Origin of the sequence: Streptomyces sp. HUAS MG91, from assembly GCF_040529335.1 — a bacterium.
Taxonomy (GTDB): Bacteria; Actinomycetota; Actinomycetes; order Streptomycetales; family Streptomycetaceae; genus Streptomyces; species Streptomyces tabacisoli.
In genome coordinates this window covers 4320918-4343376 of sequence record NZ_CP159534.1, presented here as the reverse complement: position 1 = coordinate 4343376, position 22459 = coordinate 4320918, and the positions used below count along the sequence as shown (strand labels likewise).

Annotated in this window: 20 protein-coding genes and 1 tRNA gene; 13 read left to right on the top strand and 8 right to left on the bottom strand. The window is 71.6% G+C overall.

The window, feature by feature from the left end:
* Positions 1 to 3: 3 nt before the first annotated feature.
* Both ABII15_RS19695 and ABII15_RS19690 read right to left on the bottom strand, forming a co-directional pair.
* Positions 4 to 1200: an acyl-CoA dehydrogenase family protein gene (locus ABII15_RS19695; RefSeq protein ID WP_353943646.1), complete on the bottom strand. Its 1197-nt coding sequence runs from the start codon at positions 1198 to 1200 to the stop codon at positions 4 to 6.
* Positions 1201 to 1410: 210 nt separating this feature from the next.
* Positions 1411 to 1722, bottom strand: a complete 312-nt coding sequence (locus tag ABII15_RS19690) for a hypothetical protein (protein WP_111663148.1) — start codon at positions 1720 to 1722, stop codon at positions 1411 to 1413.
* Positions 1723 to 2093: 371 nt separating this feature from the next.
* Here ABII15_RS19690 and ABII15_RS19685 point away from each other — a divergent pair, with 371 nt between their 5' ends.
* Positions 2094 to 3005, top strand: a complete 912-nt coding sequence (locus tag ABII15_RS19685) for a bifunctional DNA primase/polymerase (RefSeq protein ID WP_353943645.1) — start codon at positions 2094 to 2096, stop codon at positions 3003 to 3005.
* A gap of 242 nt (positions 3006 to 3247) precedes the next feature.
* Here ABII15_RS19685 and ABII15_RS19680 read toward each other — a convergent pair whose 3' ends face one another.
* The 3 genes from ABII15_RS19680 to ABII15_RS19670 all read right to left on the bottom strand — a co-directional run bounded on the left by ABII15_RS19680 (position 3248) and on the right by ABII15_RS19670 (position 5522).
* The gene (locus ABII15_RS19680; RefSeq protein ID WP_353943644.1) at positions 3248 to 3664 is read right to left on the bottom strand and encodes an STAS domain-containing protein; all 417 of its coding nucleotides are present in this window, start codon (positions 3662 to 3664) and stop codon (positions 3248 to 3250) included.
* Between the two features lie 206 nt (positions 3665 to 3870).
* Positions 3871 to 3955, bottom strand: a tRNA-Ser gene (locus ABII15_RS19675).
* Positions 3956 to 4025: 70 nt separating this feature from the next.
* The gene (locus ABII15_RS19670; RefSeq protein ID WP_353943643.1) at positions 4026 to 5522 is read right to left on the bottom strand and encodes a trypsin-like peptidase domain-containing protein; all 1497 of its coding nucleotides are present in this window, start codon (positions 5520 to 5522) and stop codon (positions 4026 to 4028) included.
* 360 nt (positions 5523 to 5882) lie between these two features.
* Here ABII15_RS19670 and ABII15_RS19665 point away from each other — a divergent pair, with 360 nt between their 5' ends.
* The 3 genes from ABII15_RS19665 to ABII15_RS19655 all read left to right on the top strand — a co-directional run bounded on the left by ABII15_RS19665 (position 5883) and on the right by ABII15_RS19655 (position 8510).
* Positions 5883 to 6686 (top strand): glycerophosphodiester phosphodiesterase, encoded by an 804-nt coding sequence (locus ABII15_RS19665; RefSeq protein WP_353943642.1) that lies wholly within the window; start codon positions 5883 to 5885, stop codon positions 6684 to 6686.
* Positions 6687 to 6844: 158 nt separating this feature from the next.
* Positions 6845 to 7396 carry an ATP-binding protein gene (locus ABII15_RS19660; protein ID WP_353943641.1) on the top strand — a complete coding sequence of 184 codons (552 nt, stop codon included), beginning with the start codon at positions 6845 to 6847 and terminating at the stop codon, positions 7394 to 7396.
* 106 nt (positions 7397 to 7502) lie between these two features.
* Positions 7503 to 8510 carry a DUF5926 family protein gene (locus ABII15_RS19655; RefSeq protein ID WP_353943640.1) on the top strand — a complete coding sequence of 336 codons (1008 nt, stop codon included), beginning with the start codon at positions 7503 to 7505 and terminating at the stop codon, positions 8508 to 8510.
* A gap of 216 nt (positions 8511 to 8726) precedes the next feature.
* On the opposite strand, the gene ABII15_RS19650 is transcribed toward ABII15_RS19655, so the two are convergent.
* Both ABII15_RS19650 and ABII15_RS19645 read right to left on the bottom strand, forming a co-directional pair.
* Entirely contained in the window at positions 8727 to 9371 is a 645-nt protein-coding gene (locus ABII15_RS19650) for a hypothetical protein (RefSeq protein WP_353943639.1), read from the bottom strand.
* 56 nt (positions 9372 to 9427) lie between these two features.
* A complete protein-coding gene (locus ABII15_RS19645) occupies positions 9428 to 10120 on the bottom strand; it encodes a bifunctional DNA primase/polymerase (protein WP_353943638.1) in 693 nt (230 codons plus the stop codon).
* A gap of 668 nt (positions 10121 to 10788) precedes the next feature.
* On the opposite strand from ABII15_RS19645, the gene ABII15_RS19640 reads away from it, so the two are divergent.
* Together ABII15_RS19640 and ABII15_RS19635 are read left to right on the top strand one after the other, a co-directional pair.
* On the top strand, positions 10789 to 12189 hold the full coding sequence (locus ABII15_RS19640; RefSeq protein ID WP_353943637.1) for a PP2C family protein-serine/threonine phosphatase: 1401 nt from the start codon (positions 10789 to 10791) through the stop codon (positions 12187 to 12189).
* Positions 12190 to 12323: 134 nt separating this feature from the next.
* The gene (locus ABII15_RS19635; RefSeq protein ID WP_353943636.1) at positions 12324 to 13787 is read left to right on the top strand and encodes an aminopeptidase P family protein; all 1464 of its coding nucleotides are present in this window, start codon (positions 12324 to 12326) and stop codon (positions 13785 to 13787) included.
* Between the two features lie 124 nt (positions 13788 to 13911).
* On the opposite strand, the gene ABII15_RS19630 is transcribed toward ABII15_RS19635, so the two are convergent.
* Positions 13912 to 14373, bottom strand: a complete 462-nt coding sequence (locus ABII15_RS19630) for an ATP-binding protein (protein ID WP_353943635.1) — start codon at positions 14371 to 14373, stop codon at positions 13912 to 13914.
* A gap of 214 nt (positions 14374 to 14587) precedes the next feature.
* Here ABII15_RS19630 and ABII15_RS19625 point away from each other — a divergent pair, with 214 nt between their 5' ends.
* The 7 genes from ABII15_RS19625 (at position 14588) to pheA (ending at position 21967) form a co-directional block, all read left to right on the top strand.
* Entirely contained in the window at positions 14588 to 15382 is a 795-nt protein-coding gene (locus ABII15_RS19625; protein WP_353943634.1) for a hypothetical protein, read from the top strand.
* 222 nt (positions 15383 to 15604) lie between these two features.
* Positions 15605 to 16342 carry a YcnI family protein gene (locus ABII15_RS19620; protein WP_353943633.1) on the top strand — a complete coding sequence of 246 codons (738 nt, stop codon included), beginning with the start codon at positions 15605 to 15607 and terminating at the stop codon, positions 16340 to 16342.
* A gap of 96 nt (positions 16343 to 16438) precedes the next feature.
* Positions 16439 to 17095, top strand: a complete 657-nt coding sequence (locus ABII15_RS19615) for an SCO family protein (protein ID WP_353947117.1) — start codon at positions 16439 to 16441, stop codon at positions 17093 to 17095.
* Positions 17092 to 17604 carry a copper chaperone PCu(A)C gene (locus ABII15_RS19610; RefSeq protein WP_353943632.1) on the top strand — a complete coding sequence of 171 codons (513 nt, stop codon included), beginning with the start codon at positions 17092 to 17094 and terminating at the stop codon, positions 17602 to 17604. Before ABII15_RS19615 ends, ABII15_RS19610 begins: the two co-directional genes overlap by 4 nt.
* Positions 17605 to 17619: 15 nt before the next feature.
* Positions 17620 to 19572: a copper resistance protein CopC gene (locus tag ABII15_RS19605; RefSeq protein ID WP_353943631.1), complete on the top strand. Its 1953-nt coding sequence runs from the start codon at positions 17620 to 17622 to the stop codon at positions 19570 to 19572.
* Between the two features lie 6 nt (positions 19573 to 19578).
* On the top strand, positions 19579 to 20889 hold the full coding sequence (gene efeB, locus ABII15_RS19600; RefSeq protein WP_353943630.1) for an iron uptake transporter deferrochelatase/peroxidase subunit: 1311 nt from the start codon (positions 19579 to 19581) through the stop codon (positions 20887 to 20889).
* Between the two features lie 145 nt (positions 20890 to 21034).
* A complete protein-coding gene (gene pheA, locus ABII15_RS19595; protein WP_353943629.1) occupies positions 21035 to 21967 on the top strand; it encodes a prephenate dehydratase in 933 nt (310 codons plus the stop codon).
* Positions 21968 to 22459 lie beyond the last annotated feature (492 nt).

Below are 22459 nucleotides of genomic sequence, written 5' to 3'. Positions count from 1 at the left end.
CCCTCACCGCCTCCCCCGTCGCATCCCGAGCCGCATCGTGGCCACGATCTCCCGCTGCACCTCGCTGACCCCGCCGCCGAACGTGTTGATCTGCGCCGCCCGGTTCATCCGCTCCAACTCCCCGTCCCCCACGGCGGAACCACCCCCCGCCACGCCGAACACCCCCGGCGATCCGGACCTCACCCACCCGGCGTCGCCCGCGATCTGCTGACACAGTCGATACGTCTCGACCGCGGATTCCGTTCCCGCGAACTTCACCCCGCTGGCGTCCCCGGGGGCCAGCCGGCCCGCCCCGACATCCCCCACCAAACGCCAGTTGAGCAGGCGCGTTGCCGCCAGCCGGGCATGCGCCTCGGCCAGCGCGGAACGAATCCACGGCGCGTCAACCCGGCGTTCGCCCGTCACCGGATCGGGGGTACGAGCGGCGGCGAGGACATCGGCGTAGAAGTCCTCGGCCTGCATCCCGATCGCGGCGAGGGCGACCCGCTCGTGGTTGAGCTGGTTGGTGATGAGGCCCCAGCCGCCGTTCACCTCCCCGACGACGTTCGTGCCCGGGACGCGGATCCCGTCGTAGTACGTGGCCGTCGTGGTCAGCCCGCCGACCGTGTCGATCGGGGTCCACGAGAAGCCGGGGGCGTCCGTCGGCACGAGGATGATCGAGATGCCCCGGTGCTTGGGCGCCTCGGGGTCGGTGCGGCAGGCGAGCCAGATCCAGTCGGCGTTCTGCGCGTTCGACGTGAAGACCTTCTGGCCGTCGATCAGCCAGTCGCCGTCGCTCTCGTCCCGCACCGCGCGCGTGCGCAGCGCGGCGAGGTCGGTGCCGGCCGACGGCTCGCTGTAGCCGATCGCGAAGACCAGGTCGCCGCTGAGGATGCGCGGCAGGAAGTAGGCCTTCTGCTCCTCGGTGCCGTACTTCATGAGCGTCGGGCCGACGGTGTTGAGCGTGACCATGGAGACCGGCGCCCCGGCCCGGTACGCCTCGTCGAAGAACACGAACTGCTCGTCGGCGCCGCGCCCCTGGCCGCCGTACTCCACGGGCCAGCCGAGGCCGAGCAGCCCCTCGGCTCCGATCCGGCGCAGCACCCTGCGCTGCCCGGCCGGGTCGTCGGCGGCGGGCGGGCCGTCCGGCATCAACGTACGGAAACGTGCGCGCAGTTCACCGCGCAGCTCGCGCTGGCGGTCGGTGGGGGCGAGGTGCACGGCGGCGGCCCTCCCGGACCTAGGCAGAACCAAGGGTTTCTGACTGTCCGTCAGATACCGTGCACTGTCAAGAGATCGACCGCCGCGTCGACCCCGGGACCGGCCGCTCACGCGTGTGGCCCGAACACACCTGCGCGGCGGTGCCGGAGCACCGCCGCGCAGACTGTCACACACCCCGAGCGATACCCCTGACGTGCAGGGGCCGGGAGATCACCAGAGCTCGGTGAAGTTCACGGCGATGTTGTGGTTGGACTGGTCGATCGCCGTCCAGGCCGAGCCGTTCACCTGAGCCGTGTTGCTCTGGTTCGAGGCACCGCTGCCGACTGCCTGCTGCTGCGTGGTGGACGAGTTGCCGTTGTTGTCGTGGCCGACACCACTGCCACTCACCGTCGCCACCCCCGCGTTCGATCCGTTGTCCGCGAACGAGCCGTTGTCGGCGATCGCCACCCCGGAGAACAGGGCTGCGGCAAGCGGCAGGGCGGCGACGGCGGCGATGGCACGGGCGGTACGGATGGAAGCCATGTCTATTCCTCCAGAACAGGGAGTACGCACCGGGGGCTCGGACGGGGGTCCGACACCCGGGAAGTACGGGTTGCTCCAAGGCAGTTGGCCGACCGCCTTGGCGATGTTCACGACGTCGCGAGACCAGAATTGCCCACCGAATCCCCGGCGAACCACCCCAGAAGCTCCTCTTCACACGCAAGCGTGAGGACATGTCGATAAACCCTCTTCACATCGACAAACCCCCAGCTCAGCCGCGAATACGCTATCTCCGGGTGATCACACCCCAGACCCCCCATACGGTGAAGCGTTTCAGCACATTTTTGGTAAATCGACTCCCCGGACGGACCACCCCTCTTCCCTCTTTCGAACGTCTGTACGAAAATGAAGCCATGGCCGCCATCGATCCGCACCCCGCCCGCCGCTCGCCCACCGCACCGGGCGCACCGAATGCGCCCCTCACGACCCTCGCTCTCGCGCACGCCCTGTCCGCGGCCGAGCGCGGGCTCGCCGTGATCCCGCTGTCGCGCACGAAGCTCCCCGCCCTGCCCTCCCCGCACCGCGACGACCCTCCGTCCGCGCCGCGCTGCCACGGTGAATGCGGGCTTCCGGGGCACGGGGTGTACGACGCGTCGACCGACCCGCGACGGATCCGCGCACTGTTCGCCGCCGCGCCCCGGGCGACCGGGTACGGCATCGCCTGCGGACTGCCCCCGCACCACCTCATCGGCGTCGACCTGGACACCAAGGCCGGGACGAACTCCACGGCCGCACTGCGCGAGCTGGCTTTACGGCATCTCTTCACGATCCCGGACACGGTGGTCGTGAGCACGCCGAGCGGCGGCCGGCATCTGTGGCTGTCCGGGCCGCCGGACGTCGTCGTGCCCAACTCGGCGGGGCGGCTGGCCCCCGGCATCGACATCCGCGGCGCCGGCGGCTATCTGGTGGGCCCCGGCTCCCGCACCGAGCACGGCGTCTACAGCACGGTGCCGGGCACCGCCCGCCTCGCCCCGGCCCTCTGCCCACCCGCCCTGCTGCGCCTGCTCACGCCCCCGCCGCGCCCGCACCACCCCGCGCCGGGGCCCGGCGGCCGGCACGGCACGGGCCTGGTCCAGTTCGTGCTGGGGGCCCACGAGGGCCAGCGCAACACCCGCCTCTTCTGGGCGGCGTGCCGCGCCTACGAGAACGGCATCGGCGACGCCCTCACCGAGGACCTCGTCACCGCCGCGGTCCACACGGGGCTGCCGGAGCGCGAGGCCCGTTCGACGATCGCCTCGGCGGCCCGGCTCACGGCCGGGTCCTGAGACCGGCCCGGGGCCGCCGTCCGTTCCCGCGCGGGGTCCGGGCGGCGGCCCCGGGTGCGGGGCACCGGGTGGCTACCCGCGCGCCCTGCGGCCTGCTGACGGCATGCCGTGGACCGGCCCCGGACGGCCTCCCCGGGCATGTCCGGCCGGGCGGGAGCGGTGCTCACCGCCGGGTGCGCACCGGGGCCAGTGCAGGATGACCACGGACAGCACGAGGGGGACCACGGTGAGGATCGTGAACGTCACCGTCCCACCCCCTCGGTGACGGTCCGGCCGACGCGGCGGGCGGCGTCCATGAGCCGTCGTACGGCGGGTGACGAGGTGCCGATGTGGAGGCTCCGCCCGTGGCGGTCCCAGCGGCCGAGGACCCTGAGCAGGGCGGAGTCGGCGAAGGTGACCCGGCGGGCGTCGAGACGCAGATGCCGGTAGCCGTGCACGGCCCCGAGGGCCAGAACGGTGCGGAGCGGTCGCGCGCTGTGGTGGTCGATCTCGCCCTGGAGCTCGATCCAGAGCGCGGACCCGACCGCCGCGCAGGAACGGATGATTATGTCGCCGGGCGTACTGACGCCCGCCTCCATCACGCTCTCGGTGTCGCAGCCGACGACGGGGGAGGCGACCAGGGAAACGGACAGTATCGGAGTGCTGCTTTCGGAACTCACGCCGTGCTCAACCCGCGCGTCCGGCCCCGGGATACGAACGATCACCCCGGCGGTGCGGGCGCACCCCTCCACCGAGGGAAAGCGTTCATCCCGGCGGGTGGTGTCCTGCTGACGACGCGTCACAAGGGGAATTCGGGGAACACGGCCCCGCCCCGAGCACGCCGAAGGGGCGCCCCGGACACCGGAACGCCCCTTCTGACCTGCTGCGGTGGGTGTGGGATTTGAACCCACGGTGACTCTCGCCACGACGGTTTTCAAGACCGTTCCCTTAGGCCGCTCGGGCAACCCACCTCGCGCTCATGACGACTCGGGGGTCGTCGTGGCGCGGGGACCAGGGTAGCGGGTCCGCGCGGCGGGGCTGTCAGTTGCTGTCGCCCTTGCGTTCGCCGAGGGTCACGTCCACCGTGTGCTCCTTGCCGTCGCGCGTGTACGTGAGCTTCACCGTGTCGCCGGGCTTGTGCGTCCAGATCTGGCCGATCAGGGTCGGGCCCGAGTCGACCACCGTGTCGTCCAGCTTGGTGATCGTGTCGCCGGACTTGAGGCCCGCCTTGGCCGCCGGGCCGTTCGGCGTGACGGCCGCGGAGCCGCCCGCGCCCTGCTCGGTGATGGTCGCGCCGCTGCTGTTCTCGTCCATGGAGACGGTGGCGCCGATGACGGGGTAGACCGGCTGGCCGGTCTTGATCAGCTGCTGGGCGACCATGTCGGCCTGGTTGATCGGGATGGCGAAGCCGAGGCCGATCGAACCGGACTGGCCCGAACCGCCGAGGCCGCCGCTGGAGGCGGACTGGATGGCGGAGTTGATGCCGATCACGTGCCCGCTGCCGTCGAGGAGCGGGCCGCCGGAGTTGCCCGGGTTGATCGAGGCGTCGGTCTGCAGGGCGCTCATGTACGAGGCCTTGCTGCCGCTGGAGCCGTCGCTGGAGGCGACCGGGCGGTCCTTGGCGGAGATGATGCCCGTCGTCACCGTGTTCGACAGGCCGAAGGGCGCGCCGATCGCGATGGTCGAGTCGCCGACCGCGATCTTGTCGGAGTCGCCCAGGGTGAGCGGCTTGAGGTTGTTCGGCGCGTTCTTCAGCTTGATGACCGCGACGTCGTAGCCCTGCGCGTGGCCGATCACCTCGGCGTCGTACTTCTTGCCGTTCGAGAACGTCGCCGACAGCTTGCCGCCGTCCACGGCCTCCGCCACCACGTGGTTGTTGGTGAGGATGTGGCCTTCCTTGTCGTACACGAAGCCGGTGCCCGTGCCGCCCTCGCCGTTGCTGCCCTCGGCCTCGATGGTGACCGTGCTGGGCAGCGCCTTGGCGGCGATTCCCGCGACGGTGCCCGGGTCGCGCTTGACGTCGGCGGGACTGGAGGCGGAGACGGTCGTGGAGCCGGTGCCGCCGTCGTCGTTGCGCTCCGCCGCCCAGTAGCCGACGCCGCCGCCGACGACGCCCGCGACCAGCGCGGCCGCGATGATCCCGGCGACGAGACCGCCGCGCTTGCCGCCCGGCTTGGGCTGCGGCTGCTGGTAGGAGGAGCCCCACGCCGTCCCGTCGGCGCCGCCGGCACCACCGCCCGACGCATAGGCCGGAACTGCCGGCGGCGGGGGCGGCCAGTCGCCCACCGGGGAACCGCCCGCGGCGGGCGCTCCCTGTTCGCCGTGCGCCCCCGGCGCGCCCTGCGCTCCGTACTGCTCACCCGGTGCCCCATGTGCGGCGGGAGCCGCTCCCTGGCCCACCGTGTCGTACCCGGCTGCCTCGGAGGCCGCCGGGGCGGACCCCGGCGCGGGCGGTGCGGGAGCAGCGGGAGCGTCGACCGGCACGGGAGGTGCGGACGGGGCAGGGGGGACCGAAGTGCCCTCGTTCTCGGTGCTCACAGCTTTCTCTCCTCGATCCACGGCTGTCGTGTCGCCAGTCAGGTTGTGCGGGTACCCGGTCTTCTTCGGGCTGAAGCGATCCGGTGCGATCCAGTGCCATCACGATGTGATCGCTCTCGATTGTCACAGCCGCTTCGATCCGGACAGCGGTCTCGGTGCGCCCGCCGTCACTCACCACTTCGGCATGGTCCTGTCACGGTCCGGTTGTGCTGTTGTACGCCGTCAGCCTTTCCCATGGGACGTCAGGGCACCATAAGCCGAGCCTGTGTGCCCGATGACATCCTTTATGCCGGGCGAAACGGACGCATCCGCACGGCCGAACTTTCTCGTCGGCGCGCCGCGCGGTGGCACCATGACGCGGTGACCCACGCACCACAGCACCGCATCCAGGTCGTCGCCCACCGCGGAGCCTCGGAGGACGCCCCCGAGCACACCCTGGCCGCGTACAGAAAGGCGATCGAAGACGGTGCGGACGCCCTCGAATGCGATGTGCGGCTGACCGCGGACGGCCATCTCGTCTGCGTCCACGACCGGCGCGTCAACCGTACGTCGAACGGCCGCGGGGCCGTCTCCGCGCTGGAACTCGCCGACCTGGCCACCCTCGACTTCGGTTCCTGGAAGGACCGCGAGGAGGGCCCGGACTGGGCGGGCAGCGCGGCCGACACCTCCGTACTGACCCTGGAGCGGCTCCTGGAACTGGTCGCCGACGCGGGCCGCCGGGTGGAACTGGCCATCGAGACCAAGCACCCGACCCGGTGGGCGGGCCAGGTCGAGGAGCGGCTGCTGCTCCTCCTCAAGCGGTTCGGCCTGGACGCCCCGCCGCCGGACGAGCCCTCCCCGGTCCGCGTGATGAGCTTCTCCGCGCGCTCGCTGCTGCGCGTCCAGGAGGCGTCCCCGACGCTGCCGACGGTCTACCTGATGCAGTTCGTCTCCCCACGTCACCGCGAGGGACGCCTCCCCAAGGGCGTACGGATCGCGGGGCCCGGCATCCGGATCCTGCGCAGCCACCCCGGTTACGTGGAGAAGCTCGCTCGCGCGGGTCATCGGATCCACGTCTGGACGGTGAACGAACCCGAGGACGTCGACCTCTGCGTCCGGCTCGGCGTCGACGCGATCATCACCAACCGCCCCGCGGCGGTGCTGCGACGGCTCGGCAGGAGCTGATTCCGGCCACCTTCACCCCGAACGTCACAGGGTGTGCCCCGGCGCGTTCGTTCCGTATTCGATCGTTACGAGTGCGTCACCACACAAGGATTGGCCGGTTTCCGGTCCAGTCCATTGGGGCATCCACACCGTGGCGTGGGGCAAAGGAGGTCTCGGGGGTGGCGTTGGTGGTGGCACAGGAGGTGCCCGCTTCGTCGAGCATGGCCGTTCCCCATGGCCCTGCGGGCGTGGGCGAGGCAAGACACCGGATGCGTGATCAGCTCCGTATCAGTGGTGTGCCGGAATCGGTCATCGACGATGCAGTTCTGATCCTTTCCGAACTACTCAGCAATGCCTGCCGGCACGGCAGGCCACTGGGCGACGATCTGGCAGGTGACGGCGACGTACGGGCCGCGTGGCGGGTGGACGGCCGCGGCTGCCTGACGGTCGAGGTGACGGACGGCGGCGGCCCGACCCGCCCCGTTCCGGCCACCCCGTCGGTCACGGCGCGCGGCGGCCGCGGGCTCAACATCATCACGGCGCTCGCCGACGACTGGGGCGTCCGCGACGACCGGCGGGGCGAGGTCACCGTCTGGGTCGTCGTGCACAAGGACGTGCACGCCCTGGCCACGGCGCACCGCCGCGACGACTTCGCCGCGCGCATCGCCTCGCCGCCCGTCACGGACCTGGCCGGCCTGGGCTTCGCGGAGGCCTTCGACGATCTGGGCTGACCGCGGCTCCGGGCATCCGCCGCACGGGCGGAGTCCCACCCGTGTCGGTACGAGGGGCTAGGCTCGCGCCCGTACTCAAGCGAGCCGTAGCCGGGAGACACCCAAGATGGCCAAGAAGCGCCCCCAGACCAAGGGCAAGCCGCACGTCACCGACGGGACGATCCCGGTCGTCGGCGCCCGCGAACCCTGCCCCTGCGGCAGCGGCCGCCGCTACAAGGCCTGCCACGGCCGGGCCGCCGCGCACGCGGTGACCGAGCTGGTGCAGCGCCCGTTCGAGAGCCTCGTGGGCGAGGGCGACTGGGTGGCGCTGCGCGAGCTGGTGCCCGCCGCGACCGTGGAGCTGACGCTGAAGGACGGACTGCCCGACGGCGTCCCCTCGGTCACCCTCGCGACCGTGCTGCCCATGGCGTGGCCCGCGCTGCGCCGCGACGACGGCTCGGTCCTGCTGGGTCTGCAGAACGACACGTCCTCCGGCGACCTCAGCCGCGACCTCGCCGACACCCTGCTGCGCGCCCTCGAGGCCGAGCCGGGCAACCCGGTGCAGGCCCGGCGCGCGCCGGTGAACGGACCGCGCCTTCAGGACGTCCTCGACCCCGAGGGCGCTTTCGAGCCGGTCGTGCACACGGGCTTCGAATTCTGGGTCCCGGACTTTCAGGAGGGCGGCGAAGCTCCTCAGAAGGGTGGTGGCGGGCGACGGGAGGGCGCGTCGGGCGAGGTGGCCGCCTCCCTGGAGCGGGCCAACGCCGCGGCCATCCCGACCGTGAAGCTGGCCGGTGTGGACAGCGCCTACTGGTGCGAGACCCCCGGGAAGAACCACCTGCGGTGGGTCATGCCGCACGCCGAGGAGAAGCTCCTCGACGCGCTCGCGCGGCTGCACGCGGCCGGCACGTCCTCGCTCGGCGAGGGCACCCGGCTGGTCGGCTCCTTCCGGGCGCACGGTCTGACGGTGCCGGTGTGGGACCTGCCGAGTTCGGTCAAGGCCGACGACGTCGAGAAGCCCGCCGCCGAGTTCGCCGAGCGGCTCGCCGCCGCGTTCGCCACGGACGCACCACTGACCGCGGACGAGCGCCGCGCGCGCGGGGGACTCACCAACCGACAGGTGACCCTCAGCTGACCGACCGGTCAGCCGCTCGGGGACCGGGAACATGCCGTTCGGAGCAGGTGACTCCTGTCACAACTCCCAGTAGTTGCAGGTAAATCCATGTCCGAATAGAAGAGATCGAATTTGCTAACTGCCGATCTCTTGTTACCGTTCAAGTAGCCCGGTTGCTGGTGCATCCCCCGTCGCCAGCAACCGGGCGCTTTCATGCCCGCCCGCCGGCAGCTCGGCTCAACGCCCCTGCGGGGGTGCCGAATTGCTGCCCGAGCGCAGCAGCAGCGGCCCGTCTCCCGTCGCCGCGTACTCCGCCACCGCCGCGTACCGCGCCGCCTGCCCCCGGGTCGGCTCCCGCGGCGTCTCGCACAGCCCCGGCTCGTCCTCCGCGCCCACCGCGCAGTGGAGCTGCACCGTGCGTCCGCCGGGCGCCATCAGGGTCAGGACGGCGCTCAGTTCGGCGCCGGTCGCATTGCGGTAGTAGGTCCGCGCCCAGGTGTCCCGGCCCTGGGTGAGGACGCACGTCTGCGCCTCCACGCCGTCCGGGGAGGTGGCCTGCGGGCCGCAGTGGGTGGCCGTGGCGAGGCCCAGGCCGAGGGTCCTGAGGAGCGAGGAGCCCCGCGCGGGGCCGTCCGGGTGTGCGGCGGCGTCCCGGTCGGGTGCGTCGTCGACCTTGTCGGCGGTGCCCGAGCGGGGCGATTCGGCCTCCTCCGCGACCGGCCGCGCGGGCCCGTCAGCCGCCGGCCCCGCGGCCGCGCCCGCCAGGGGGAGCGCGGCGGTGAGCACCACCACGGCGATCAGGCCGAACAGCCGGAGCCGGGCGTGGGGACGCTCCTGCTCGGGCCGGTTCGGAACATCGGGGCGGGGTGGCGCGGCAGGCATGCGCCGAAGATATCGGCGCACACCCCGCACGACGGCTCGCCGCGCGCCCGATCCCCCTACATCTCGGGCGCGCTCACACCCGTACGAGTGAGGGCGTCCACGACCGCGTCGACCACGGCCTCCACATCGGGCACCCAGGGCGCCGCCGAGCCCGGCAGCGGCGCGCGCTCCCACCGGACCTGTCCGGCGCCCGTACAGGACGGCGGCAGGGCCACATAGCCGCCCTCGCCGTGGAAGCGCAGCGAGCCGGGGACGAAGTCCTGCGCGTACAGCAGCTCGCCCAGCTGCTCCATGGAGTACGGCGCCACGAGGATGAACAGCCGCTCCGGGGTCGCGATCACCGGGCCGAGCCGGATCTCCTTGCGGTCGAGCGCGGCCAGCGCGCGGGCGCCCGCCACGGCCGGCAGGCTCACGGCGCAGGGGCCGCGCCCCTCCGCTCCGCCCGAGGCGCCCGTCGCGAGCACGATCGGCGCCTTGGGGCGGTTGGTCCACCACCAGCGGACCATGCGCTCGTCGGTCGTCGCGGCGAGCAGCCCCGGGTCGAAGGGGTGCGCGCCCGGCACCGAGCACTCAGGGTCCGGGCAGGCGCACCGGACGCCGTCACGGCGCCCCGCCGCCTCCAGCCCGATGCCCGGCAGAACCGGCCACCGCCACGCTGTCGCGAACGTGAGGGCCGCGCTGATCAGGTCAGACTTCCCGCTGTCACGCCTGGACAGGAGCCTGCGTCGCCTTCCGAGGATCTCGCGCATGAGCGCTCGTTCCTTTCCGTAGCCGAAGAGAACGCTATGGGCCACATCACACCATGTGTCGATCAGTCACTGCGCGTACGTGTCGGAGCGCCCGACCCCAGCCGGAACCGCCGGCCTGAGGCAAGGGGCTACCCCTATAGTCCGAGCGCCTGCTGTGTCCTTTAAAAGCCTGGCGTGGGGTGGCGACGCCTGGCGTTTGCCGTCCCGCGTATTTCTCGCCGTCTCCCCCACGGGAGGATGGGGCACGGCCGTCGATGGTTATGACGCCCGGGTCCGTCACCAGGTTCCGGATGGATCGTGCCGGATCCCAACTGCCCCTGGCCTTCTCCGTGTACGTACCCACCGCGGCCGCTATGACGCTCTGGTGACCACAGCTGAACAATGCCAGTCGACCGCAATACACCGATCGATGAGTCGTTTTTTGGCCAAGTTAGAACGATCTAGATCGGTGCGAGATCGCAAGTGGATCTAGGAGGGGACAAGATCTCTTTACCTCAGAAGTCACTTCCGCACCACGGACACCGGGAAACCCGGCAGGACAATGCTGGACATCCCCTCTCCAGTGCGTGTAGATGTGGAGACATTGCTAGCGGCGCAGAGCTAATAAGGCTGACATGGGGGTTTGCGATGCTATCCAGCAATATGCACCGGTCGGAAAGCCGGAAGTCATGACGGCCCCCCGTCTGCCGAAAGTGGCTGGAATCGATTCCCCTCCTGGACAGGTTCCCTCTCCCGCACACACGGTCCCGCCCGCACCTGCCGCGTCCTCGGTGTCTCCGGTGGCCTCCGTCCCGTCCGCCCCGGGCGCCGTCATCCAGGACCGGCTCGCCGGTTGGGTGTCGGATCTGACGACCCTCCACGAACTCACGGAACGGCTGGCCCGCACCGCGGCACTGGAGGAGGCACTCCACGAGCTGCTGCGCGCCGGAGCCGCCCTCGTGGGGGCCCGGCGCGGACTCGTCGTCCTGGAGCCGGGCGACGGACTCGGCCCCGACACCACCGTCGGCCTCGGCCTCTCCCGGCCCGATCTCGGCCACATCGAGACGGTGCCGCGCGGCGCGACCTCGTACGGGCGGATTCTGGACGGGCTCAGCACCGACCCGGAGGCGCGCGCCGATCTGCTCGCCGAGGACGGACTCGACCCGCGCCACCGCGAGGTCGCCGCCCGGCTCGGCTACGCGGCGAGCTACGCGCTCCCGCTCGCCACCGAGGCGGCAGGACGGCTGGGCGCCGCGGTCTGGCTCTACGACGAGCCGGCCGAGCCGGGCGAGCGCCCGCGCCACCTCATCGGCCTCTACGCCGCGTACGCCACCGAGCACCTGGCCCGACTGCTCGAACGGGAGCGCACGCGCGCGTGGTCGGACACGATCGCCGAGGAGCTGCTGCCCGCACGGCTGCCCCGGGTCGCCGGTGTGCAGCTCGCCGTGCGCCACCGCACCGGGCCGCGCGGCGGCGGCGACTGGTACGACGCGCTGCCGCTGCCCGAAGGGGCGCTCGGCCTCGCCGTCGGGTCGGTCACCGGCTCCGGCGCGAGCGCGGTCGCCGCGATGGGCCGGCTGCGCGCGTCCCTGCGCGCGTACGCCGTCATGGAGGGGGAGGACCCGGTCGCGGTCCTGTCCGACCTGGAGCTGCTGATGCGGCTGACCGAGCCCGCGCGCAGCGCCACCGCCCTGTTCGCGTACTGCGAGCCGGCCGAACGCAAGATCGTCCTCGCGGGCGCCGGGCACACCCCGCCCCTGGTGATCGGCGAGCGGCGCACGGAGTTCGCGGAGACGACCGTCTCGGCGCCGCTCGGGATGCTCGCCTGCTGGGAGGCGCCGAGCGCGGAGGTCACGCCGGAGCCGGGCGAGACGGTGCTGCTGTACACGGACGGCCTGCTGCGCCGCACCGGCGACGCCATGGACCGCGCCTTCACCCGGCTGCACGCGGCCGCGTCGAGCGTCCCCCGGGCGGTCCGCGAGGATCCCGACGCCCTCGTCGACCACATCCTGCGCACGATGCTCCCCGACGGCCTGGACACGGCCGACAGCGACGAGGACGTCGTCCTGCTCGCGGCGCGCTTCGAGTAGGCGCGTACGCACTGCCCGTGAGCGGCCCTGTAAGAGGTCGTCCGGCCCTGGACCCCCTTCCGTACGCTCGTACGATGGAGGGGGTCCATTGCCGTAACCAGGCCATTCCAGCGGACCCGCGTCGAGGAGGAACCGTGTCGGAGGAGCTCACCCCGGAAAACCCGGAGACCCCGGAGGCCGAGGAGCCCATCAAGCAGCGCAAGAACGGCCTCTACCCGGGCGTATCGGACGAGCTCGCCGAGAACATGAAGTCCGGCTGGGCCGACACCGAGCTGCACGACCTGCAGCCGATCGCGCAGGCCGCCGAGACCGCCGCCCGCCGTGCCGCGCTGTCCGCCCGTTTCCCGGGCGAGCGTCTCGTGGTGCCCGCGGGCAACCTGAAGACCCGCTCGAACGACACGGAGTACGCCTTCCGTGCCTCCGTCGAGTACGCGTACCTCACGGGCAACCAGACGGAGGACGGCGTCCTCGTCCTGGAGCCCACCGCGGACGGCCACCAGGCGACGATCTACCTGCTGCCGCGCTCGAACCGCGAGAACGGCGAGTTCTGGCTCGACGGCCAGGGCGAGCTGTGGGTCGGCCGCCGCCACTCGCTGACCGAGGCCGCGACGCTGTACGGCATCCCCGCCGCCGACGTGCGCGAGCTCGCCGACACGCTGCGCGAGGCCACCGGACCGGTGCGCGTCGTGCGCGGCTACGACGCCGGCATCGAGGCCGCCCTGACCGACAAGGTCACCGCGGAGCGCGACGAGGAGCTGCGCGTCTTCCTCTCCGAGGCCCGCGTCGTGAAGGACGCCTTCGAGATCGGCGAGCTGCAGAAGGCCGTCGACTCGACCGTGCGCGGCTTCGAGGACGTCGTGAAGGTCCTCGACAAGGCCGAGGCGACGAGCGAGCGCTACATCGAGGGCACGTTCTTCCTCCGCGCGCGCGTGGAGGGCAACGACATCGGCTACGGCTCCATCTGCGCCGCCGGCCCGCACGCCTGCACCCTGCACTGGGTCCGCAACGACGGCCCGGTCCGCTCCGGCGACCTGCTCCTGCTCGACGCGGGCGTCGAGACGCACACGTACTACACCGCCGATGTCACGCGCACGCTGCCGATCAGCGGCACGTACAGCGACATCCAGCGGAAGATCTACGACGCGGTGTACGAGGCCCAGGAGGCCGGCATCGCGGCCGTCAAGCCGGGTGCCAAGTACCGCGACTTCCACGACGCCTCGCAGCGCGTGCTCGCCGAGAGGCTCGTCGAGTGGGGCCTGGTCGAGGGCCCGGTCGAGCGCGTCCTGGAGCTGGGGCTGCAGCGCCGCTGGACCCTGCACGGCACCGGTCACATGCTCGGCATGGACGTCCACGACTGCGCGGCCGCGCGCACCGAGGCGTACGTGGACGGCACGCTGGAGCCGGGCATGTGCCTGACCGTCGAGCCCGGTCTGTACTTCCAGGCCGACGACCTGACGGTCCCGGAGGAGTACCGCGGCATCGGCGTCCGCATCGAGGACGACATCCTCGTCACCGAGGACGGCAACCGGAACCTGTCGGACGGGCTGCCGCGCCGGGCCGACGAGGTCGAGGCGTGGATGGCCGGCCTGAAGGGCTGAGCCACCGGCATTGCATGCCTGAGGGCCGTGACCAGCGGGTCACGGCCCTCAGGCGTGTCCGGCCGGTCATGGACCTCAGGCATGTCCTGCGGGTCACTGACCTCAGGCGTGTCCGGCGGCGTCCTCAGACCGCCGCCATCAGCGTCGGCGCGTCCTTCCGCCACTTGAGGATCTTGTCGAAGCTGACCACGGCGCCGCCTCGGCCGGGCTTGTTCACGAAGTGCGCGTGGTCGGCCAGTTCCCGGATCAGGCACAGCCCGCGTCCGTTCTCCGCGTGGGCGGACACGGGGCGGGTGAGCGTCCGGGTCTTCGGCGGCGGGAACCCGGGCCCCGAGTCGGCCACCTCGATGCGGCAGGTCTCGCCGTCGAGGTAGGCGGTCACGCGGTACGCGCCCGCGGTGCCGCCGGTGGCCGTGGAACCGCCGTGCTCCACGGCGTTCGCACATGCCTCGCTGAGCGCCACCGACAGGTCGTAGGAGATGTCGGGGTCGACGCCCGCGGTCTCCATGGTGCCCATGAACAGGCGCCTGGCCAGCGGCACGCTCGCAGCATCGCGTCGCAGATGGAGGGACCACCAGATGCTCATGCTGAAGCCTCCAGGTCGCGGCTCGACATACGGATACGTATTGCCTCCACCGGCCTTGCGCAATCACGGAGTTGACGTGATTGCGCCCATATAGCCGACGCGCGGACCCATGTGGACGGTATACGGACCGGTACGTACGGCATGAGGGGAAGATTCCGGACCTTGTGGACCTGCCGTATGGCGGGGGTGGGCCCAGTGCGATGATGAGGCCGCCATGACTGCCCCCCACCGGCGCCGCACACACGGCGCGGCCGACCTCCGGCTGCTGAGGGCCGCGGTGTTCGCCGCGGTCTGCGTCGTGCTGTCCGCGGCGGGGCACGTCCTCGGGTCGACCGCCACCGTGCCGCTGTGGACGCTGGGGCTCGGCTCCCTCCTCGTCTTCTGCGCGGCCCTGCCGATGGCCGGGCGCGAGCGCTCGCTGCCCGGCATCGCCGCCACCCTGGGGATCGGGCAGATCGCCCTGCACAGCCTCTTCGGGCTGGGGCAGAGCCACGGCGCCATGGCCATGGGCACCGACCGGCCGTCCGTCGTGGAGCGCGCCGCGCGGCTCATGTGTGGGGCGGGCGCCTCGGCGCTCAGCCCGGCGCAGGCGCGGCGGATCCTCGACGACGCGGGCGTCCCGGCCGGCGGCGGGCACCACGACATGGTGATGGGCGGCGGCTCCACGATGGCGCTGCTGCCGTCGCTGCCGATGGCCATCGGTCACCTGCTGGCCGCGGCCGGCGCCGGATGGCTGCTGCGCCACGGCGATCTCGCCCTGGGCCGCATCGTGGCCCTCTCCCGGCACTCGGCGCAGGGAGTCGCGGGGGCGGCGCGCGCCCGTGCCCTGCGCGCGGCGCTCGCGCTCGTCCGCGCCCTGCGGGCGGGTCTGCCCGGCGCGCCCGACGTGCTTCCGCACGCCGCGCGGACCGGGTTCGTCGCACCACCGGCGCCGCGGGCCGCGGCGCTGGCGCACTCGGTGATCCGGCGCGGGCCGCCCGCCGCCGACGCGTTCCTTCTCGCCGCCTGACACGGCCTCCGACACTCCAGCGCGCAGCGCACGGGGTGAGGTGTGCCGTGCGGCACGCGCGCGTACCCGCTTTTTTGTCGCCTTAATGCGGCCTGTCCGCCTGATGCGACCTGTCCGCCTGGTGCGGGCTGTCGCCTGGTGCGGGCTGTTCCGGTGCGCGCCCCCTCACCCTTCGCCGGATCCCCCTGAGCGTGGATCCCTCTGAACGTGGAGCTCTCTGTCATGAAGAAGATGTCCCGCGCCGCTCTCGTCGGTGCCGCCGCCGTCTCCTCCGTCGTCCTCGTCTCCGCCCCCGCCTTCGCGCACGTGAGCGTGCAGCCGGAGGGCGCCGCCGCCAAGGGCGGCTACGCGGTGATCGACTTCAAGGTCCCCAACGAGCGCGACGACGCCGCCACGACCAAGCTCGAGGTCAGCTTCCCGACCGACCACCCGCTCGCCTCCGTGATGCCGGAGCCGGTGCCGGGCTGGAAGGTCGAGGTCACCAAGTCCAAGCTGGACAAGCCGCTGGAGATGCACGGCGAGAAACTCACCGAGGCCGTCTCCAAGGTCACCTGGACCGCGACCGGCTCCGGCGCCGACAAGGGCGTACGGCCCGGCTACTTCCAGAAGTTCCCGGTGTCCGTCGGGCAGCTGCCGACCGACACCGACCAGCTCGTGTTCAAGGCGCTCCAGACGTACGACAACAAGGAGGTCGTGCGCTGGATCGAGCCGCAGCAGAAGGGCCAGGAGGAGCCGGAGAACCCGGCGCCCACCCTCGCCCTGACCGCCGCGGCCGACGACGGGCACGGCGCGTCCGGCGCCTCGGCGTCCGACGACCACAAGGAGGCAGCGGCCGCCTCCTCCGACACGTCCTCCGACAGCGACACCACCGCCCGCGTCCTCGGCATCGTCGGCATTCTCGTCGGCGCCGCCGGTGTGGCGTTCGGCGTCCTGGCGGGCCGTCGGCGTACCAACGGCTGAGCCACCCAGGGCGGGTGCCGGGGTCGCGGTGGGCGACCCCGGCATCCGCCGGCCCCCTCACAACCGGGAAATACTTGTATGCGCACGACCATGAAGATGAGCAAGAAGACCCTGTTCGCCGTCGCCGGGCTGGTCTCGGCGGCCGCCCTCACGCTGACCGCCTGCGGCAGCGGTGACGGCGGCGACAAGCCGGTGACCGAGGTGTCCACCGAGGCCGGGTCGCAGCAGGCCGCGACCGTCCTCGACAAGCCCTTCGAGAAGCCGGACCTCGTCCTCACCGACACCCACGGCAAGAAGTTCGACCTGCGCGCGGAGACCAAGGGCAAGCCGACGCTGATCTACTTCGGCTACACGCACTGCCCCGACGTCTGCCCGCTGACGATGAGCAACCTCGCCGTCGCCACGAAGTCCCTCTCCCCGGCCGAGCGGAAGAAGCTCCAGGTCGTCTTCGTCACGACCGACCCGGACCGGGACACCCCGGCCGTGCTCGGCAAGTGGCTCAAGGCCCAGGATCCCGACTTCATCGGCCTGACCGGCGACTTCGCCACCATCCAGGGCGGCGCCCGCACGCTCGGCATCTCCATCGAGCCGACGCAGAAGGACAAGAACGGCAAGCTGGTGTCGATGCACGGCACGCAGGTCATCGCGTTCTCGCCGAAGACCGACGCCGGGTACGTCCTGTACGGCGAGGACGCCACGGTCGACGACTACACCAAGGACCTGCCCAAGCTCGTTCAGGGAGCGAAGCCGTGAGGCGCGCCCCGCTGGCACTCGGCGCCGTCGTGCTGGCCTCCGGGCTCGCGCTCGCCGGGTGCGGCGACTCGTCCTCCGGCACGCCGGACGTGAAGGTCGCGGACGCGTTCATCCCCGAGCCCGCGTCCGGTGACATGGCGGCCGGGTTCTTCGTCGTCCGCAACAGCGGCGCCGCCGACACCCTCACCTCGGTGAGCAGTTCCGTCGCCGGCGACGTGACCATGCACAGCACCAAGAACGGCGTCATGCGCGAGCAGGAGTCCTTCGCCGTGCCGGCCGACGGCGAGCTGGACTTCGAACGGGGTGGCAACCACCTCATGTTCGAGAACCTCAAGCGAAAGCCGAAAGAAGGCGACAAGGTAACGGTGAAGCTCCACTTCGCCGAGTCCGGAACCGTCGAGGTCGCGTTCCCGGTGAAGGCCGCCACCTACAACCCGACCGCCTCGTCGTCCTCGTCGTCGTCATCGTCATCGTCATCGTCGTCGCACGCGTCTCATTCGTCTCAGTGAGGGGCTGACCCGTACGTGAAGACCATCGCTCCCCGCTTCCGGCACCTGGTGCTGCTGTTCCTCGCCGTCACCGGCGCGCTCCTGGCCGGTGCCGCTCCCGCGTCCGCGCACGCCGCGCTGACCGGGAGCGACCCCGGGCAGGGAGCGGTGGTCCAGCAGGCGCCGCAGCAGGTGTCCCTGACCTTCTCCGAAGAGGTCGCCATGTCCGGCGGCTCGGTGCGCGTGCTCGACCCGTCGGGCAAGCGCGTCGACAACGGCAAGGTCGGCCACCCCAAGGGCACCACCTACACGGTGGGCCTGCACGGGGGCCTGCCCGACGGCACGTTCACCGTCGCCTACCAGGTCGTCTCGGCCGACAGCCACCCCGTCTCCGGCGCCTATACGTTCTCCATCGGCGCCCCCTCCAAGACCTCCGCCGTGATCGCCGACCAGAACGCGGGCGGAGGCGTCGTCGGCACCCTCTACGGCGCCGGGCGCTATGTCTCGTACGCGGGCTTCGTGCTGCTCGTCGGCGGCGCCGCGTTCGTGCTCGCCTGCTGGCCGCGCGGTGCCGGGATCAAGCCGGTGCAGCGGGTCGTGGTCGGCGGCTGGACCGCGCTCACCGCGGCCACCATCGCCCTGCTCCTGATGCGCGGCTCCTACACCGGGTCCGGCAAGGTCTCCGACATCTTCGACATGGCGCTGCTCGGCCAGGTCCTCCAGACCAAGTCGGGCGCCGCGCTCACCTCCCGGCTGCTGCTGCTCGCCGCGGCCGCGCTCTTCATCGCCGTCCTGTTCGGCGCCTATGTGAAGCGGGCCGAGGACGGCGACAAGAAGGAGATCAAGGACCTCACCTTCGGGCTCGCCGTCGGCGGCACCGTCGTCGCCGCCGGGCTCGGCGCCACCTGGGCGATGGCGGAGCACGCCTCCACCGGCATCCAGGCGGGGCTCGCGATGCCCGTCGACGTGCTGCATCTGCTGGCCGTCGCGGCCTGGCTCGGCGGGCTGACCACCCTGCTCGTCGCGCTGTACCGGGCCCCCTCCATCGAGGCGTCGGCGGTGCGCCGCTTCTCACGGGTGGCCTTCTGCAGCGTCGTCGTACTCGCCGCCACCGGTCTGTATCAGTCGTGGCGGCAGGTCGGCTCGTTGTCGGCGCTGACCGGAACCACGTACGGACGGCTGCTCCTGATCAAGGTCGGGCTCGTCGCCGTACTCGTCGGCATCGCCTGGATCTCCCGGCGGTGGACCGGCCGGATCACCGCCTCCGCGGCCGCGCCGGAAACCGTGGGCGAGCAGCGTACGGACTCCCCGGACACGCTCTCCTCGGACACCGACTCCTCGGACACGGTCTCCTCGGAGAGGATCTCTTCCAAGGAGAAGGAGCCCGTCGCCGTCGCCGCGGGCGGCCGGTCCGACGACCCCCGGCGGGCCGCCCAGCTCGCCCGGCAGCGCGCCGCGATGACCACCGCGCGCGAGAAGCGCGTCCGCGACGCCGATCCGCACCGCTTCGGCCTGCGGCGCTCGGTGCTCGCCGAGGCGGGCGTCGCGGTCGTGCTGCTCGCCGTCACCACCGTGCTGACCTCCACCGAACCGGGCCGCACCGAGGAGGAGGCCAAGTCCGCCACCTCGGCCGCGCAGACCCAGTCCGGGCCGCTCTCCCTCAAGGTGCCGTTCGACACCGGCGGCGAGGACGGCAAGGGCACGGTGCTGCTGGACATCGACCCGGGCCGCACCGGCGACAACGTCATGCACCTCTACGTGCAGCGGCCGAACGGCAAGGGCTTCGACGTCCCCGAGGTGAAGGTCGCCCTCACCCTGAAGTCGAAGAACATCGGGCCGCTCACCGTCACGCCCGACCGCATCGCCACCGGACACTGGAGCGCGAGCGGCGTGCAGATCCCGGTGGCCGGCGACTGGAAGATCGAGGTGACCGTGCGCACCTCGGACATCGATCAGATCACTGTCTCCAAGAACGCGAAGATCGGCTGAACCACCATGGCTGACATCCGGGCCGACAAGCAGGCCGACAATCAGGCCGACTCCGAAGGCCGTACCGGAACCGGCGCGTCGGCGCCCGGCATCACCCGGCGCCGGCTGATCGGCACGGCGGGCGCGACCGGCGTCGCGCTGGGCGCCGTCGGCGCGGGCGCGGGATACGCGGTGGCGTCCGCGAACTCCCCCGAGCAGCCGCAGGCGTTGACGTCGCTCGGCACCGACGCGGTGATGTTTCACGGGAAACATCAGCCCGGCATCACCACGCCGATGCAGGCCCACGGCCATCTCGTCGCCTTCGACCTGGCGGCGGGCGCGGGCCGCAAGGAGGCCACCGCGCTGCTGCGCCGCTGGTCGGCGACGGCCGAGCGGCTGATGGCGGGCGAGCCGATGACGTCCCGGGACACCGATGTCGCCCGCGACGCGGGCCCGTCGTCCCTCAGCGTCACCTTCGGTTTCGGGCACAGCTTCTTCTCCCGTACGGGGTTGGAGAAGCAGCGCCCGGGCGCCCTGGACCCGCTGCCCGACTTCTTCTCCGACCACCTCGACAAGGCGCGCAGCAACGGCGACCTGTGGGTGCAGATCGGCGCCGACGACGGGCTCGTCGCCTTCCACGCCCTGCGCGCGATCCAGAAGGACGCGGGCGGCGCGGCGAAGGTCCGCTGGCAGATGAACGGCTTCAACCGCTCGCCCGGCGCCACCGCCCGGCCGATGACGACCCGCAATCTGATGGGCCAGATCGACGGCACCGACAATCCCAAGCCGTCCGAGTCCGACTTCGACCGGCGGATCTTCGTGCCGGCGTCGGGCTCGGCGCAGTCGCCCGCGTGGATGGGAAACGGTTCGTACGCGGTCGTCCGGCGGATCCGGATGCTCCTCGACGACTGGGAGAAGCTGTCGACTTCGGCGCAGGAGTCCGTCATCGGGCGCAAGAAGTCGACGGGCGCCCCGCTGACCGGTGGCACCGAGACCAGCGAGATGAAGCTGGACAAGACGGACGGCAACGGCGATCTGGTCGTCCCGCTCAACGCCCACGCCCGCATCAGCCGCCCGGACCAGAACGGCGGGGCCGCGATGCTGCGCCGCCCGTTCTCCTTCCACGACGGCATCGCCGCGGACGGCGTGCCCGACGCGGGCCTGCTCTTCATCTGCTGGCAGGCGGATCCGCTGCGCGGCTTCGTCCCCGTCCAGCGCAAGCTGGACCGCGGTGACGCGCTGTCGCGGTTCATCCGGCACGAGGCAAGCGGACTGTTCGCGGTGCCGGGCGGCGCGGACAAGGGCGGATACGTGGGACAGGCGCTGCTGGAGGGGTGAGGTGCCGCGGGAGGGCGGTGCTGGAAGGGTGGCGTGTGCGCGTCGGCGCTGCTGGAGGGGTGGCGTGCCGCGGGACGGCGGTGGGCCGGGTGGCCGGTGACGCGTCCGTGAGCCGGGGGTGGCCGGGCCCATTAGGGTGAGCCCCATGCCAGCCAGCTATGCGTACCTCGGTCCCGAAGGCACCTTCACCGAGGTCGCCCTGCGCACGCTTCCGGAGGCGGCCACCCGGGAACTCGCGCCCATGGTGTCGGTCCCGGCCGCACTGGACGCGGTCCGCAGCGGCGAGGCCGAGGCCGCGTTCGTGCCGATCGAGAACTCGGTCGAGGGCGGCATCACCACCACCCTCGACGAGCTGGTGGCGGGCGCACCGCTGATGATCTACCGCGAGGTGCTGCTCGACATCACCTTCGCGCTCCTGGTGCGGCCCGGCACGAAGCTCGGCGACATCAAGACGGTCACCGCGCACCCGGCCGCGCAGCCGCAGGTCCGCAACTGGATGCGGGCCCACATGCCGGACGTGACCTGGGAGTCCTCGGCGTCGAACGCGGACGGGGCGCGGCTCGTGCAGGAGGGCCGGTTCGACGCCGCGTTCGCCGGTGCCTTCGCGGCGTCCACGTACGGGCTCGAACCGCTGGTCACCGAGATCCACGACGCGGAGAACGCGCAGACCCGGTTCGTGCTCGTCGGCCGCCCGGCCCGGCCCGCGGCGCCGACCGGCGCGGACAAGACGTCGGTGGTCATCTGGCAGCGCGAGGACCACCCCGGTGCGCTGATGGAGCTGCTCCAGGAGTTCGCCATCCGCGGCGTCAACCTGATGCTGCTGCAGTCCCGGCCGACCGGGAAGGGCATCGGCGACTACTGCTTCGCGATCGACGCGGAGGGGCACATCTCCGACCGCCGGGTCGCCGAGGCGCTGATGGGGCTGAAGCGGGCATGCCCGCAGGTCCGTTTCCTCGGCTCGTATCCGCGGGCCGGCGTCGCGGTCGCCGATGTGCGGGAACCGCGTACGGGGACGTCGGACGGCGAGTTCGTGGCGGCGTCGGAGTGGCTGGCGCGCTGCCAGGACGGACGGTTCTGACCCACCCGACCCACCCGACCAACCCGGTCGTCCGGACCGGCTGAACCGGCTGAACCGGCTGGACCGGCTGGACCGGCTGAGCCCCGGCCGGGTTCTCCACCGTCGGGTGGGGCTTCGCTCTGTCTCCGCGTCCGGTCCTACCAGCGGATTTTCTTCGTCCACAAGAGTTATCCACAGGTCAGCATCTCGACCTGGGGACAAGTCGACAGCAAGGCATGACATGGTCGACAAATCGCCCTACAGGCCACAAGTACATCCACAGCCACGCACGTCACCCCTCGTCCACCCTTTTCCCTTGATCAACTCTTTGGAGTGAAGCACTTCCACCCGAAAGTGAGTATGAAGTGGGTTTGGAACGGGAATCCTTCGCGATACATGTGGCTTTCGGAATGATCTCTTCCGCCATCCACAGCTCTTTCTCACAGCCTGTGGATAACCCCGTGACCCTGTGCACTCCTGTGGACAACGGAAGACCAAGTCCCCCTCCACGCA

What these genes read in the sequence shown, in the direction of transcription:
- efeB (WP_353943630.1), top strand. Translation starts at nt 19,579, where the DNA reads ATGGCTGACATCCGGGCCGACAAGCAGGCCGACAATCAGGCCGACTCC.
- ABII15_RS19690 (WP_111663148.1), bottom strand. Translation starts at nt 1,722, where the DNA reads ATGGCTTCCATCCGTACCGCCCGTGCCATCGCCGCCGTCGCCGCCCTG.
- pheA (WP_353943629.1), top strand. Translation starts at nt 21,035, where the DNA reads ATGCCAGCCAGCTATGCGTACCTCGGTCCCGAAGGCACCTTCACCGAG.
- ABII15_RS19625 (WP_353943634.1), top strand. Translation starts at nt 14,588, where the DNA reads ATGACTGCCCCCCACCGGCGCCGCACACACGGCGCGGCCGACCTCCGG.
- ABII15_RS19615 (WP_353947117.1), top strand. Translation starts at nt 16,439, where the DNA reads ATGAGCAAGAAGACCCTGTTCGCCGTCGCCGGGCTGGTCTCGGCGGCC.
- ABII15_RS19655 (WP_353943640.1), top strand. Translation starts at nt 7,503, where the DNA reads ATGGCCAAGAAGCGCCCCCAGACCAAGGGCAAGCCGCACGTCACCGAC.
- ABII15_RS19685 (WP_353943645.1), top strand. Translation starts at nt 2,094, where the DNA reads ATGGCCGCCATCGATCCGCACCCCGCCCGCCGCTCGCCCACCGCACCG.
- ABII15_RS19650 (WP_353943639.1), bottom strand. Translation starts at nt 9,371, where the DNA reads ATGCCTGCCGCGCCACCCCGCCCCGATGTTCCGAACCGGCCCGAGCAG.
- ABII15_RS19645 (WP_353943638.1), bottom strand. Translation starts at nt 10,120, where the DNA reads ATGCGCGAGATCCTCGGAAGGCGACGCAGGCTCCTGTCCAGGCGTGAC.
- ABII15_RS19640 (WP_353943637.1), top strand. Translation starts at nt 10,789, where the DNA reads ATGACGGCCCCCCGTCTGCCGAAAGTGGCTGGAATCGATTCCCCTCCT.
- ABII15_RS19630 (WP_353943635.1), bottom strand. Translation starts at nt 14,373, where the DNA reads ATGAGCATCTGGTGGTCCCTCCATCTGCGACGCGATGCTGCGAGCGTG.
- ABII15_RS19620 (WP_353943633.1), top strand. Translation starts at nt 15,605, where the DNA reads ATGAAGAAGATGTCCCGCGCCGCTCTCGTCGGTGCCGCCGCCGTCTCC.